The following is a 13,234-nucleotide window of genomic DNA, read 5'->3' as shown; positions in this document are numbered from 1 at the left end:
TCGGCCCATGAGCGGGCTGCCGGAGGGGTCTTGGGCTTCGTCGGAGGCGACGCGGAGGTCGATGCAGGGGAACCGCAGCCGGGATACCAAACCGGAACTAGCGGTGCGGTCGGCGGTGCATCGGCGGGGGTTGCGCTATCGGGTGGCGGCTCGGCCTTTGCCGGAGCTGCGCCGCACGGCTGATCTGGTGTTTCGCAAGGCCAAGATTGCGGTGTTCGTGGACGGGTGCTATTGGCACGGCTGCCCTGATCACCACACCCAGCCCTCCACCAACCCCGAGTACTGGTCGACCAAGATCACCGGCAACATCGCCCGCGACAAAGACACTGACACCCAGCTCCAAGAGGCCGGCTGGATCGCCCTGCGTTTCTGGGAACACGAGGAGCCGGAAAGCGTCGCCGACGCGGTTGAGCAGTCGGTACGAGCCGCCTTGGGACGGCACTAGCAGCGGAAGCGGTGGGCTCGGGATTGGCGGCGGGTGGTGATTTGGGCGGCTCGCTGGGCAGGGGTGAGGCGGGTGATGAAATCGGGGAGGTGGTGGCCGAGCTGGGAGATGGGAACCACCTGGGCCTCTGGGGCGGGCATCGTCGAGCTGAGCACCCAGCGGAAGGTTATTAGGGCTTCAGGGCGGCCTTCGGTGTCGAGCCAGTTCCGCACGCCGGGATCTTGGTGGGCCACCACTATGCGGAACCGGCCGTCGGGATCCACCGCGATCTGGGCGTTGTTTAGGCTCACCGTGCGGTTGGCGAAATCCAACGACTCGAACCAGGCGTAGCAATAGAGCATGAATGACCAGTACTGGGCCTCGGGCACATCGCAAGTAACGATCATGGCCTCGTCGGGGGCCAGCTCATAAGAGCAGCCGCCGTAGCCGATGGCATCGGCCCCGCCGGGCACCGAGTGGGGGCCGTAGAACACATTGGTCGGCGCGGCCCGGCGGCTCCGCTCCATCCACCGGTTCCAGAACACCAAGGCGTCCTCGGCCCAGGCCATGGCCCGATCCAGAGCTTCGGCCATCGAGGCCGGTTCGAGCGGCCCAGGCTGTTCCCGCTCGCTGCCCAACCGCTCAATGCAAAACCGGCCGGGCTCGTCAACCCCCCAGTCCACGTTGTACTCCCGCACCGAGATGTGATCGGTGTGGTCGTCGATGGGCAGCCAGTTGCCGTCGTGGGCGGTGGCGCTGGCCACAAAGCTGAAACCGCCGTCGGTATCGACGGCAAAGTCGTCGCTGGAACGCTCGGCGGTTATCCCCAGGCGGTTCTGGTGCATCTCGCCGTGGGCGCTTTGGATCACGAACATAGCCCCTGGCGGCAACCACCCGGTCACACGGTAGGAGTGCTCGGCGCTCACCTGGGCCCTCCAGTAGGTGTTGTCCACATTGGGGCCACCCCAGCGCATCACGTCGTCGTTGTGGCGATACATCACCGGAAAGTCCCGGTCGCAGAACTCCACCTGCTCAATCCACCCCTGCATCAGCAGCCGGCCCAGATGCCGATAACCCTCAGCCCGATCCGCCGCCCCCGCCGGAAAGTCATCGCCAACCAGCCGGTCCCCCGCCGCTCTCAGCCGGTCGCAAAACTCCCGCCACGCCTCACCCGATGCCAATTTCTGCTCGTTGTCCACACCAGTGAAGCTAGTCATCAATGCCGCCCCCCTACTCGCCAAGGCGTTTTCCGATCAGCTCGGTAACCAGCAGAACCCCTTGGACTTCAAACACCGTGAAGAAAATGTGCGCCTGTCCCAAATCTTCCCAGCGGCGGTTGGGAGGCCGACCAGGCTGTTGTTTACCGGGCAACTCGGACGCCGGATATTCAATCAGCTCTGCCAGTCGTTCTAGGAGCGCCAGCCTGTCTCCGTTGTCCCTGTCCTCTGCCCACCGCTCAAAAGCGCTGTCGAGCGACCTGAACTTCCAGGTCACTGGGGCTAATCAGATGAATTGAGCCTGGCTATTCGCTGTTTGATGTCGTCAAGCGTCGTCAAGTCGTCCACGGGGAGCCCTTGGGCAATGATCTCGTACATCTCAGCGTCGGCCAGCTCGGATTTGCGATCTATCACGCCATAGTCGTAGACGGGGGAGCCCGGATCAGGCAGGGTCATTGCCTCGTTGGCTTTTGGCTCCACCTTTCGAGGATACCTTGATGGCGATCGATTACGACAGGGGTTGAGATCAAATGCCGGGGGCTTGGCGAGTGAGGACTCGTAGGGAGCCGGTGACGGCGGTTTCGGTGAAGGCGTTGGATTCCACGGCCCGGCAGTAGATCTCATAGGGAGGGCGGCCGCCGTCGGCGGGGTTGGGGAACACGTCGTGGATAGCCAGGCGGCCGCCTATGGCCACATGGGGCACCCAGTTCTCGTAGTCGGCGTGGGCCGGCTCGGTGCCGTGGCCCCCATCGATGAACAAAAAGGCCAGCGGGGTGGACCAGTTTTGGGCGATGGGCACCGAGTCGCCCACCACCGCCACCACGCTGTGCTCCAGACCGGCCTGGCAGATGGTGCGGCGGAAGTGGGGCAGGGTGTCAATCAGGCCGACCTCGGGGTCTACTAGGTCGGGCTCGTGCCACTCCCAGCCGGGCTGGTTTTCCTCTGATCCCCGGTGGTGGTCGAGGGCGAACAGCAGACGGCCCTGGGCCTGGGCGGCGTCGCCCAGATACACCGACGACTTGCCGCAGTAGCTTCCTACCTCGAGCAGCGGGCCATCTACTTCAAGGTTGCAGGCCGCCTGATGAAGGGCCAACCCCTCGTCTGGAGGCATGAACCCCCGGGCAGACTCAGCGAATGCCTGCCGACTTGGTTCCATCGTTGGCCATCTCCTGGTTTGGCTCGGACGGTTCGCCGTCCTCCGGCGGAGGACCGAACAGGTACTGATCACACACCGCGTACTTCACCAACCACACCGTGCCGAAGGCCCCCACCGAGGCCGCTGAGATGAACCAGCCGTTATTGGTCACGGCGTCGACCAAGCCCACGGTGAGCGACGACAGGGCCAGCCCAGCAAGGGAGACCATCCAGAAAGGCAGAACCTCCCGGCCCCACCGGCTGGGGCCGTAGCGGTCCCACACCCACGAGCGGTTCAGGTGGTATACGGGGATGTTGGCGATCAGAAACGCCAACAGGTTGGACACCAGTCCCGACCAACCGAACAAGTCGTAGCACACCCGCAGAATGGTCTGCCCCAACACCACCCCCACCGCCGAAGTCCCGCAGTAGCGCAGCAAGCGCACCCGGTTGTCGGCGACGTGAGCGCGAACCAAGACCAAGAGAGACATGGGGAGCAATAAGCGTAGCCCAGCGCCTGAGGGAACCGTCATAGCCGAGCCGGACCCTCGGCTGGGCAGCAGGAAACGGTTGGGGCAAAAGGTAGGATCGTTCGGTCATGCAGGCTGAGGTTGACGATCTGATCGAGCTGCTGGATCTGGAGCCCATCGAAAAGGACATCTTCCGCGGGGTCAGCCCCCAAGAGGATCGCCAGCGGGTGTTCGGCGGCCAGGTGGCAGGCCAAGCGCTGGTGGCCGCCACCCGCACCGTGGAAGATCGCTCGGTCCACAGCCTCCAGGCCTACTTCATCCGCCCCGGCGACGTGGCTGCCCCTCTGGTGTATCTGGTGGAGCGGGTGCGGGACGGCCGCTCGTTCACCACGCGCCGGGTGACCGCCATTCAGCACGGCCAGCCCATCTTCACCATGTCGGCCTCCTTCCACAAGCCAGAAGATGGGTTGGAGCACCAAACCGACCTGCCCGCGGGCATCCCCGACCCCGAAGATCTGGTGCCGCATGTTTGGCCCGGTTTTGCGGTGGATGACCAGGGTCGGATGATTCGCCCCATCGAGTTGCGCTATGTGACCGGCTCGCCTGCGGAGCGGGGGAAGAGCCGAGGGCCTCGCTTGCAGGTATGGCTGCGGGCCACCGGCACGCTGCCCGCCGATCCAGTGCTGCACACCTGCATGTTCACCTACGCCAGCGACATGACCGTGCTGGACACCGCCACCAAGGCCCTGCCCGTGCAAGGCAATGAGATCGACATTCAAGCCGCCAGCCTGGACCACGCCATGTGGTTCCACCGCCCGCTGCGCATGGACGACTGGATCTTCTTGGACCAGGTGTCCAACTCGGCCTCCAATGCCCGTGGCTTGGCGTGGGGTACGGCGTGGAACCGCACCGGCGAATTGGTTGCCTCGGTGGTGCAGGAGGGCTTGATCCGGCCGCTGCGCAAAAGGCAATGAGACTGGCTTGGCGGGCGGTGGCGGTGTTGGCCGCGATCTTTTTGCTGGCCAGCGCTTGCGGGGGCAACGACGACGACAGCCGGCGGCGCGAGATGAGGGCACCGACCAGCACGGCCACGGCGGCGGCCCAATCCCCTGCCGCCGAGCCCACTGCGGAAGAGCCCGCCGTCGCCGCGCCTGTGCCCACCGAGGCTCCAGCACCAGTTGAGAGCGCCGAGCCCACGCCCGCTGTCACACCGCCTGAGCCGACGCTGGTGCTGGCCCCGGTGGCGACGCTGCCCGACCCCATTGCGCTGGTTGCCCGACCGGGCACCGGCAGCAGTATTGGGGACTTGTATGTGGCCACCAGAGGCGGGCAGGTGTGGCTGCTGGGCGCCGACGGCGACGAGCCACCGGAGATGGTGCTGGATATCGGCGACCTGACCACCACCAATTGCGAAACCGGGCTTCTGGGCATCGCCTTTGACCCCGGCGGGTCAAGCCTGTATGTCCACTACACCGACCTGAGGGGCGACAACCAGATCGCGGAGTACCCGATGAGTGGCCACCGTGTGCAAGGCGACCAGGGCCGGACAGTCTTGAGCGTGAGCCAGCCGGCCTGCAATCACAACGGCGGCCATCTCGCCTTCGGCCCTGACGGCAACCTGTGGATCGGATTGGGCGACGGCGGTGGGGCCAACGACATGTTCAACCACGGCCAGAATCTGGACTCCCTGCTGGCCACCTTGCTCCGCATCGATCCCGAGGCTGACGACGGAGCTGGTTACGCCATACCCGCCGACAACCCGTTCGCCGACAGAGGGGCCAAGCCCGAGATCTGGGCCTATGGGGCCCGCAACCCGTGGCGGTTCTCGTTCGACCGGGCCACCGGCGACCTGTGGATCGCCGACGTGGGCCAGAACGAATGGGAGGAGATCCACGTTCTGCGGGCCGCCGACAACTGGGCCCCGGGCGCCAACCTGGGCTGGCCGCTATTTGAGGGCGATGAGCGATTCTCCGGTTCTGCTGTCCCCGACGATCTAGCCTTCCCCTTCCATGCATACCACCACGACGACGGCTGCTCCATCACCGGCGGCCATGTGTACCGGGGCTCAGCCATCCCCCATTTGGAGGGCACTTACGTGTTCGGCGACTTCTGCGCGGGTCGACTCTGGGGCCTGACCATCCTTGCTGAAGAAGCGGCCACCCGGATGGAACTCGGCGTATCCGTCCCCGGAGGCACGCTGGTGTCATTCGGAGAAGACGCTGCCGGTGAGATCTACGTACTGAGCTTCGACGGCACGGTGTACCGCCTAGAGCTCGCCTCCTAGCAACTAGCCGGATTCATACCAGCCTGAGGCGATGAGGATTTCGTCTCGCTTGACAACCCAAGTGTGCTTGGTCTCCCGCTCGCCGCTTTGCGGGTTGCGAGAGAGATATTCCACCCACGTGCCGGTCTCTGTGGCCGCCACCATCCCATCAGCAGCCGCCAACCCCTCGGGAGTGTCGCCGAGAATCTCGTGGACGGTCTGGCCCACATAGTCGGGGGTCGTCGGATGGGCCAGCACCACGCCGTTGAGGTCGACCACGAACCCGTACCACTGGCCGTCCACACTGGAGGGGTCGGTGCTGTTGGGGGAATTGAAGTGGTCGATCAATGCGTCGCGCCCGTTGCTCTCATAGAACCACACTGCGTCTTCGACGAATGTGCGGGTGTACGACCCGGGCTCGGATTTAGTGGGCCGGGGAATGGGATAGGAGTCCTCGTACCAGCCTGAGGCGAAAACCAGGTCGTCTTGGCGAATGGCCCAGGTGTGCTTGGTGCCGCCGGTATCGGTTTGCGGATTGTAGAACACGTAGTCCACCCAGTGGCCCGACTCGGGCGAAGCCCTCAACAGGGGACCATAGGCGTGACCGGTGATGTCCACCCGCTCGCCTGAGTTGGTGCCCACCCGGGAGGGAATGGTGGCGTGGGCCACCAGGAATCCTGTGTTGGCGTCCATGATGAACACGTACCACTGGTCGTCGGCACCGGCCTCGTTGTTGTAGTAGTCAATGGTGGCCTGGCGGCCGGTGTCGTCGTACCGTTCCAAAGCCTGCTGCACATACCACTGGGTGTAGGCGTCCCGCTCGGTCTTGGGAGGAGGCGCTGCGGTGCCATCGTCATCGCTGCACGCTGCGGCTACCAGGCCAAGCGCCGCCAACAGCGCCACCGCAGCAATGACTGCCCGAAACCAGCGGTTCGTCTTTTGCTGAGCCATCATATTCACATGAGAATGAGCGGGGGCGAGGTCTTAGTCAAATCGCTGGTGGGCGAGGGCGTCGAGGTCGTTTTCGGCATCCCCGGCATCCAGATGTACGGAATTGTCGCCGCGCTGCGAGACCAGCCTGGCATAGAGATGGTCACCACCCGCCACGAGCAGGCCTGCACCTACATGGCCTACGGATACGCCCGGGCGTCGGGCAAGCCCGGAGTGGCCCTGGTGGTTCCCGGTGTGGGCATCTACAACGCGGCGGCGGGATTGGCCACCGCCTATGCCCGCTCGTGCCCCGTGCTGCTGATTGCCGGGCAGATTCCCCGCGGCCAGATGGGCAAGAACCTGGGCGGCGTCCACGAGATCGAAAACCAGATCGACATCGTGAGGCCGGTCACCAAATGGCAGCAGCAGGCCCTCACACCGCAAGCGATGCCAGGGGCCGTTTCGGAGGCTTTCCGGCAGATGCGCACCGGTCGCCCCCGCCCGGTCTACATAGAAGTCCCTCCTGATGCCGGGGTGGAACGAGGCGACGTGGAGTTGATGGGCCCCGCCCCGGTGTCGCGGACGATGCCTAGCTCTGAGCAGCTTGAAAAGGCGGCCTCGGCCATCGTGCAATCCCGTCTGCCTCTGATCGTTGCGGGGGGCGGGGTGGCCCTGGCGGGCGCTGAGAAGGCGCTATTGGAACTGGTCGAGGCCTCTAACATCCCGGTGGTGACATCGGGGGGCGGCAAAGGGGCCATCCCCGACAGCCATCCGCTGTGCTATGGCTCGTGCGTCAGCCCCGGCGGTGAGCGCCACGAGATGAATCAACTGTTAGACGTGATGAAATCGGCTGATGTGGTCATTGGGATCGGAACCCGCTTTTCTCTGGGCAATCCCGCCGGGGAGGCGTCCACGCTGGTGAACATCAACATCGACGACTTCGACCTCAACCGGATTCAAGCCAACACCATTGCCTTGCACGGCGACGCCAAAGCGACCATCGACGCCCTTGTGCCGCTGCTCGTTGATGCCGGGTGCCGGAACCGCCCGTCGCCTGCCAATGCCGTGGCCGCGGCCCGCCGCCTGATTGCCTACTACGACATCAGGGACAAAGAACCGCAGTACCCCATCTTGGAGGCGCTGCAACGGGGCACCCCCGATGACGCCTTCACCGTGTGGGATGTGACCCAGTTCGGCTTCTACTCCCGCACCCACTGGCAGGTGAACCACCCGAACACCTATATCGACTCGGGCTACTCGTTCAATCTGGGATATGCCTTTCCGGCCGCGCTGGGGGCGAAGCTGGCCCGGCCGGATCGCCCAGTCGTGTGCGTGGTGGGCGACGGCAGCTTCATGTTCAACTCATCTGAGCTTTCAACTGCCGTGAAGTACGGAATCAACGTGACCACCGTGGTGTTCAGGGATGACGCCTACGGCAACGTGGCCCGCGACCTCGACGACTTCTTTGACGGCGCCTACGGCACCGACTTGGCCAACCCGGATTTCGTGAAGTTCGCCGAGTCGTTCGGCGCGATAGGTATGAGAGCCAACGACCCCCTAGACCTCGAAACGCTGATCCCCACCGCACTCGAACAGAAAGCACCCGTCATCATCGACGTCCCCATCGGCCACATTCCCCTGACCCGCCCCAAGCAGATCGAGCACGTGCCCAAGCTGCCGTGGACCCACCCCCAGGACTGATTGATCCCGCCTCTACTAGTGGGCGACAAAGCTGATGGAGAGCCAGGCGTCGTCGGCCAGGTTTAGGAGGGGTTCGGGGTAGATGCCGAAGGCGAGGGTGAACAGCACCACGATGGTGATGGCCAGAGCGGGGCCTCTTGGGATGTGCAGGCGGGGTGCGTCGGGGTCGGGGGCGTCGAGGAACATGGCCACCACAATCCGCAAGTACAAGAAGGCGGCTACCACCGCGGCCAACATGGCGATGACCGCCAGCCAGAAGGAGCGGGCGTCTACCGCGGCGGTGATCACCTCGAACTTGGCCCAGAATCCGGCGGTGAACGGAATGCCGGCCTGCGACAGCAACAGCACGGTGAAGGCTGCGGCCAAAAGCGGGCGGCGGGAGGCCAGGCCTCTGAGGTTGTCGAGGGCGGTGCCTTCGTCACCGGGGCCGCTTACTACGGTGACCACCGCGAAGCTGCCGATGGCCATGGCCGCGTAGGCGGCCAAATAGAACAGCACGCTGGACACGCCGGCATCGGTGGCGGCCTGCACGCCGACGAGGATGAACCCGGCGTGGCTGATCGAAGAGTAGGCCAGGATGCGCTTCACGTCTGTCTGGACAATGGCCATCAGCGATCCAACCGCCAGGGTGGCGATGGCCAGGCCGAACACCACCGGCTGCCAATCATCGGCAAATCCCCCGAACCCGGCGAAGAACACCCGCAGCAGGGCGGCGAACCCTGCGGCCTTCACTCCGGCGGCCATGTACGACACCACTGGCGAGGGCGCTCCCTGATACACGTCGGGAGTCCAGGCGTGGAACGGCACCGCGGCCACTTTGAAGCCGAATCCCACCAGTAGCATGGCCATACCGGCCAAAAGCAGGCTGTTGTCGGCAAGGGCAACTACTGCGTCCTCAGGCACGCTTTGCATACCCGCATCCTGCGACAAAGAACCGTCGGGTGCGTACGCAAACCATCCTTGCTTCAACCGAATGTCGGCCAGGTTGAGCGACCCGGTGGCCCCATACACCAGGGCGATGCCGTAGAGCAGGAAGGCTGAGGCGAACGCCCCCAGCACGAAATATTTGATGCCCGCTTCCTGCGACTCAGCTCGGCGCAGATGCATAGCCACCAGCACGTACACCGCCAGCGACAGGATCTCCAGGCCCAAGAACAACACGATGAGGTTGTTGGCCGAAGCCATGGTGATGCCGCCGGTGGCCGACAGCATCAACAGCACATAGAACGCCGGACCGTCGAGGCTCTCCCGTTGCAAGAACCCGTCGGCCACCAGTGCAGTCAGCACCACTGTGCAGGCCAGCAGCACGATGATGAACACCGAGAACCCGTCCACCCCAATGGAGCCGGCTACCACCGAATGGGGCCCCCACTCCCAGGCCCGCATCCACACCGGAATGGCGGTGGCCAGCACGGCTAGGCCGGCGGCCACCGTCCACGCTGCCGGGAACCACTTGGGCAGCCATCGACCGGCCACCGACACGATGGTCAACAGCACCACCGCTGCCCCCGCCATCACCAGATGGGGAATCAGCGGCAGCCACTGGATGTCGGGGATGTCGGCCTGGGCGAAGATCGAGAGCATCAGTGGCCCTCCTCCTCGTCGCCGTAGTCATCGGTGAGGGTGCGGAGCTCTTCGAAGCTGCCCTTGGGCCGATCATCCACGGTGGGCGACTCGAAGCCCTCGACTTCTTCCATGTGCTCGATCAAAGCGTTGACGGCGGGCTCCATCCGCTCGATCACCGGTTTGGGGTACACCCCTAAGAACACGATGAGCCCCACCAGAGGCACCATGACCAGCTTCTCTTGCCAGTTGAGGTCGGGCATCGACCGGTTGGCGTCGTCGGGGGTGCCGTGGAACACCCGCTGGTAGGCCCACAGGAGATAGAGCGCAGCCAGGATGACCCCGGCGGCGGCCGCCACCGCCCACCAGCGGTGGGCCACAAACGCCCCGGTCAGGATCAAGAACTCGCCCACGAAGCCGTTGAGGCCGGGAAGGCCCACCGACGACAGCATCACCACGGTGAACACCGCGGCCAGCACCGGAGCGGCCTTTTGGAGCCCGATCATCTCGGAGATCTGGCGGGTGTGGCGGCGCTCGTAGATGAACCCCACCAATAGGAACAGCGCCCCTGTGGACAGGCCGTGGTTGACCATCTGGAGCAACCCGCCCTCGATGCCCTCGGTGTTGATGGAGAAGATACCCAGAACGATGAAGCCCAGGTGGGCCACCGAGGAGTAGGCCACCAAGCGCTTGAGGTCGCGCTGCATGGTGGCCACCACCGCGCCGTACAAAATGCCGATCACCCCCAGGGTGAACAGCAGCGGGGCGAAGTAGCGGGACGCCTCGGGAAACAGGTAGAGCCCGAAGCGGACCAGCCCGTAGGTGCCCAGCTTGAGCATGACCCCGGCCAAAATCACCGACCCGGCGGTGGGCGCCTCGGTGTGGGCGTCGGGCAGCCAGGTGTGGACTGGGAAGATGGGCACCTTGACCGCAAAGGCCAGGGCGAACGACAGGAATATCCAACGGGCAGTGATGGTGGGCAGCTCGCCCGCGCTGTTGGCCAGCTCGAGGAGGTTGAAGGTGACTTCGCCGGTCTCGCTGTAATCCTTCGCCAAGAGCGCCAAGGTCAGCATCCCCACCAGCATGAGGGCCGAGCCCAACATGGTGAACAAGAAGAACTTGGTGGCCGCATACTTGCGGTTCTCGTGGCCCCACGAGCCGATGAGGAAGTACATGGGGATCAGCACGACCTCGAAGAACAAGAAGAACAGCACCAGATCGAGCGACAGGAACACCCCCAAGCAGCCGGTTTCCAGCACCAACAGCCAGATGTAATAGGCCTTGGCATCGTGGGGCGGATCGCAGGCCACGATGGCCAGGGGAAACAGCACCCCGGTGAGCACCACCAAGAACAGCGAGATGCCGTCTACCCCGACGTGCCAGGAGATACCCGCTGAGCCGATCCACTCGGTGAGCTGGGTGAACTGGAAGTCGCCGTCGTTCTTGTCGAAGGCGGCCATCAGCCACAAGGTGAGTGCCCCGGTGGCCGCCGAGGTGGCCACCGCGACCGGCTTGAGCACCGTCGAGCGGGAGGGGGCTATGAGCGCGATGGCCACCGCGCCCACCAGGGGCAAGAAGATGATGACCGGCAATACGGTGGATCCGCCCATCACACGCCTGACCTCGTGATGAACCACACCAGAAGCGCCACCGCGCCGATGGCGATGCCCAGGGCATAGCTGCGGACCAGGCCGGTTTGCGACGACCTCAGCTTGGTGCCGGTGCGGCGGACCAGAGTGCCGGTGGCGTTGACCGCTCCGTCCACCACCTGCTCATCGAACTGGGTAGTGCGTTCGAAGGCCCGGCGACCGGGGCCGCCCATGAAGTTGGTCACGATCTCGTCGACGCGCCAGGCCCGGGCCAAGAACGGGTGCTCGATGCGGGCCGGGTCAATCCGGCGGCGGATATACACCGCGGCCCCGGCCGACACCCCGCCCAGGCTGCCGATGATTGCCACAATGGCCAGCACCCACTGGGTGCTTCCGCCGAAGGAGAGATGGCCCTCGTTGCCGAACAGGGACGGTTTCAGCCAGTTGCCCAAGAAGTGGACATCGGAGGTGAACGGCAGATTGAGCACCCCGGCCGCCATGGCCAAACCAGCTAGCAGAACTAGGGGAACGGTCATGGTCCACGGCGACTCGTGGGGGTGGCGGCGGGGTCTTTCCTCGGTGCTTTCGGCCTCGGTGTCGGCCCAGCGGGGCGGGCCGAAAAACGTCATGAGCACCAGTCGGGTCATGTAGAAGGCGGTGAGGATGGCGGTGATCAGCAATAACAGCCACAGCACCTTGTTCTCGCCGTAGGCGTAGGCCAGGATCTCGTCCTTCGACCAGAAACCGGAGAACGGCGGCACCCCGGCGATGGCCAGCCAGCCGGCCACGAAGGTCATCGAGGTAATGGGCAGCAGCCGGGCCAATCCGCCGTAGCGGCGAATGTCCTGGTCGCCGTCCATGCCGTGTATCACCGACCCGGACCCCAAGAACAAGAGCGCCTTGAAGAAGGCGTGGGTGACCATGTGGAAGATGGCGGCGACATAGGCGCCTGAGCCCACGGCCACGAACATGAACCCGAGCTGGCTGACGGTGGAGTAGGCCAGCACCTTTTTGATGTCGTTTTGGGCCACGGCGATGGTGGCGGCCATCAGGGCGGTGCCCAAGCCCACCCACATGATGAGGTCGGGCACCCAGCCGTGGGCCTCGGCGATGATCGGGTTCATCCGGGTGAGCAAATACACCCCGGCGGTGACCATGGTGGCGGCATGTATGAGGGCCGAAACCGGGGTGGGACCGGCCATGGCGTCGGGCAGCCAGATGTGCAGCGGGAACTGGGCCGACTTGCCGGCCGCGCCCACCAGCAGCAGCACCACGATGGCCGAGGCGGTGCTGGCCGCCACCCCGTTTTGCTCGAGGTCGAAGAAGATCTCCCCATACTGGAGCGACCCGAAGGTGAGAAACGCCAGGAACATGGCCACCAAGAAGCCCCAGTCGCCCACTCGGTTGGTGACGAAGGCCTTCTTGCCGGCCGAGGCGTTGGCCTCGTCACCGAACCAGAACGAGATCAGCAGGTACGAGCAGGCCCCCACTCCCTCCCAACCTAGGAAGGTGAGCAGCAGGTTGTCGCCCAGCACCAGCATGAGCATGGAGAAGGCGAACAGGTTGAGGTAGATGAAGAACTTGGAGAAGCCCTCGTCGCCGTGCATGTAACCGATGGAGTAGAGGTGGATGAGGGCCCCCACCCCAGTCACGAACAGGGCCATGGTGATCGACAGCGGGTCGGCCAGAAAACCGATGTCCACCGCCAGCTTGCCGGCGGGCACCCACTCGAACAGGGTCACTACGATTTCGCGCTCGTCGCCGTCATGGCCCAACAGCCCGATGAACACCAGCACGGTGGCGATGAACGATCCGCCCATCATGGTGGTGGCCAGCCAGCCGGCCCGGGGCTCGCCCAGGCGGCGGCCCAGTGCCATGAGGATCAGCGCTCCGGCTAGGGGGAAGGCGGGGATCAGCCAGACGAGGTCGACAAGGGTGCTCAT

The 13,234-nt window shown here is 64.7% G+C and carries 13 protein-coding genes; 4 read left to right on the top strand and 9 right to left on the bottom strand.

Annotation, left to right across the window (positions count from 1 at the left end):
* Window positions 1-7: 7 nt before the first annotated feature.
* The gene (locus ACOOGG_RS11710) at window positions 8-445 is read left to right on the top strand and encodes a very short patch repair endonuclease (protein WP_420435280.1); all 438 of its coding nucleotides are present in this window, start codon (window positions 8-10) and stop codon (window positions 443-445) included.
* Here the strand turns inward: ACOOGG_RS11710 and ACOOGG_RS11705 are convergent.
* Genes ACOOGG_RS11705 through ACOOGG_RS11685 form a run of 5 tightly spaced genes read right to left on the bottom strand, consistent with a single transcriptional unit; the run spans window position 442 to window position 3,266 of the window.
* Entirely contained in the window at window positions 442-1,641 is a 1,200-nt protein-coding gene (locus tag ACOOGG_RS11705; protein ID WP_420435279.1) for a DUF1214 domain-containing protein, read from the bottom strand. The two genes, ACOOGG_RS11710 and ACOOGG_RS11705, sit on opposite strands and share 4 nt — an antisense overlap.
* Before the next feature lie 13 nt (window positions 1,642-1,654).
* Window positions 1,655-1,918 (bottom strand): hypothetical protein, encoded by a 264-nt coding sequence (locus ACOOGG_RS11700; protein WP_420435278.1) that lies wholly within the window; start codon window positions 1,916-1,918, stop codon window positions 1,655-1,657.
* Between the two features lie 5 nt (window positions 1,919-1,923).
* Entirely contained in the window at window positions 1,924-2,121 is a 198-nt protein-coding gene (locus ACOOGG_RS11695; RefSeq protein ID WP_420435277.1) for a hypothetical protein, read from the bottom strand.
* Between the two features lie 46 nt (window positions 2,122-2,167).
* Entirely contained in the window at window positions 2,168-2,797 is a 630-nt protein-coding gene (locus ACOOGG_RS11690; RefSeq protein WP_420435276.1) for a class I SAM-dependent methyltransferase, read from the bottom strand.
* Window positions 2,769-3,266, bottom strand: a complete 498-nt coding sequence (locus tag ACOOGG_RS11685) for a GtrA family protein (protein WP_420435275.1) — start codon at window positions 3,264-3,266, stop codon at window positions 2,769-2,771. Before ACOOGG_RS11685 ends, ACOOGG_RS11690 begins: the two co-directional genes overlap by 29 nt.
* Window positions 3,267-3,373: 107 nt before the next feature.
* Here ACOOGG_RS11685 and ACOOGG_RS11680 point away from each other — a divergent pair, with 107 nt between their 5' ends.
* Window positions 3,374-4,219 carry an acyl-CoA thioesterase gene (locus ACOOGG_RS11680; protein ID WP_420435274.1) on the top strand — a complete coding sequence of 282 codons (846 nt, stop codon included), beginning with the start codon at window positions 3,374-3,376 and terminating at the stop codon, window positions 4,217-4,219.
* Window positions 4,216-5,529 (top strand): PQQ-dependent sugar dehydrogenase, encoded by a 1,314-nt coding sequence (locus tag ACOOGG_RS11675; RefSeq protein ID WP_420435273.1) that lies wholly within the window; start codon window positions 4,216-4,218, stop codon window positions 5,527-5,529. Before ACOOGG_RS11680 ends, ACOOGG_RS11675 begins: the two co-directional genes overlap by 4 nt.
* A 3-nt stretch (window positions 5,530-5,532) precedes the next feature.
* On the opposite strand, the gene ACOOGG_RS11670 is transcribed toward ACOOGG_RS11675, so the two are convergent.
* Complete coding sequence (locus ACOOGG_RS11670; protein ID WP_420435272.1) at window positions 5,533-6,462, bottom strand: cache domain-containing protein; 930 nt, start codon at window positions 6,460-6,462, stop codon at window positions 5,533-5,535.
* A gap of 6 nt (window positions 6,463-6,468) precedes the next feature.
* Here ACOOGG_RS11670 and ACOOGG_RS11665 point away from each other — a divergent pair, with 6 nt between their 5' ends.
* Window positions 6,469-8,139 (top strand): thiamine pyrophosphate-binding protein, encoded by a 1,671-nt coding sequence (locus ACOOGG_RS11665; protein ID WP_420435271.1) that lies wholly within the window; start codon window positions 6,469-6,471, stop codon window positions 8,137-8,139.
* Window positions 8,140-8,154: 15 nt separating this feature from the next.
* On the opposite strand, the gene ACOOGG_RS11660 is transcribed toward ACOOGG_RS11665, so the two are convergent.
* From ACOOGG_RS11660 to nuoL, 3 genes are read right to left on the bottom strand one after another with little or no spacing between them, the layout of a single operon-like run.
* Window positions 8,155-9,723 (bottom strand): NADH-quinone oxidoreductase subunit N, encoded by a 1,569-nt coding sequence (locus ACOOGG_RS11660; RefSeq protein ID WP_420435270.1) that lies wholly within the window; start codon window positions 9,721-9,723, stop codon window positions 8,155-8,157.
* Entirely contained in the window at window positions 9,723-11,312 is a 1,590-nt protein-coding gene (locus ACOOGG_RS11655) for an NADH-quinone oxidoreductase subunit M (RefSeq protein WP_420435269.1), read from the bottom strand. Before ACOOGG_RS11655 ends, ACOOGG_RS11660 begins: the two co-directional genes overlap by 1 nt.
* On the bottom strand, window positions 11,312-13,234 hold the full coding sequence (nuoL, locus tag ACOOGG_RS11650; protein ID WP_420435268.1) for an NADH-quinone oxidoreductase subunit L: 1,923 nt from the start codon (window positions 13,232-13,234) through the stop codon (window positions 11,312-11,314). Before nuoL ends, ACOOGG_RS11655 begins: the two co-directional genes overlap by 1 nt.

Source organism: Candidatus Poriferisocius sp., assembly GCF_965214065.1.
In the GTDB taxonomy this organism is placed as follows: Bacteria; Actinomycetota; Acidimicrobiia; order Acidimicrobiales; family Bin134; genus Poriferisocius.
Note: the sequence above shows the minus strand (reverse complement) of the source record. Positions and strands in the feature narration are given on the sequence as shown.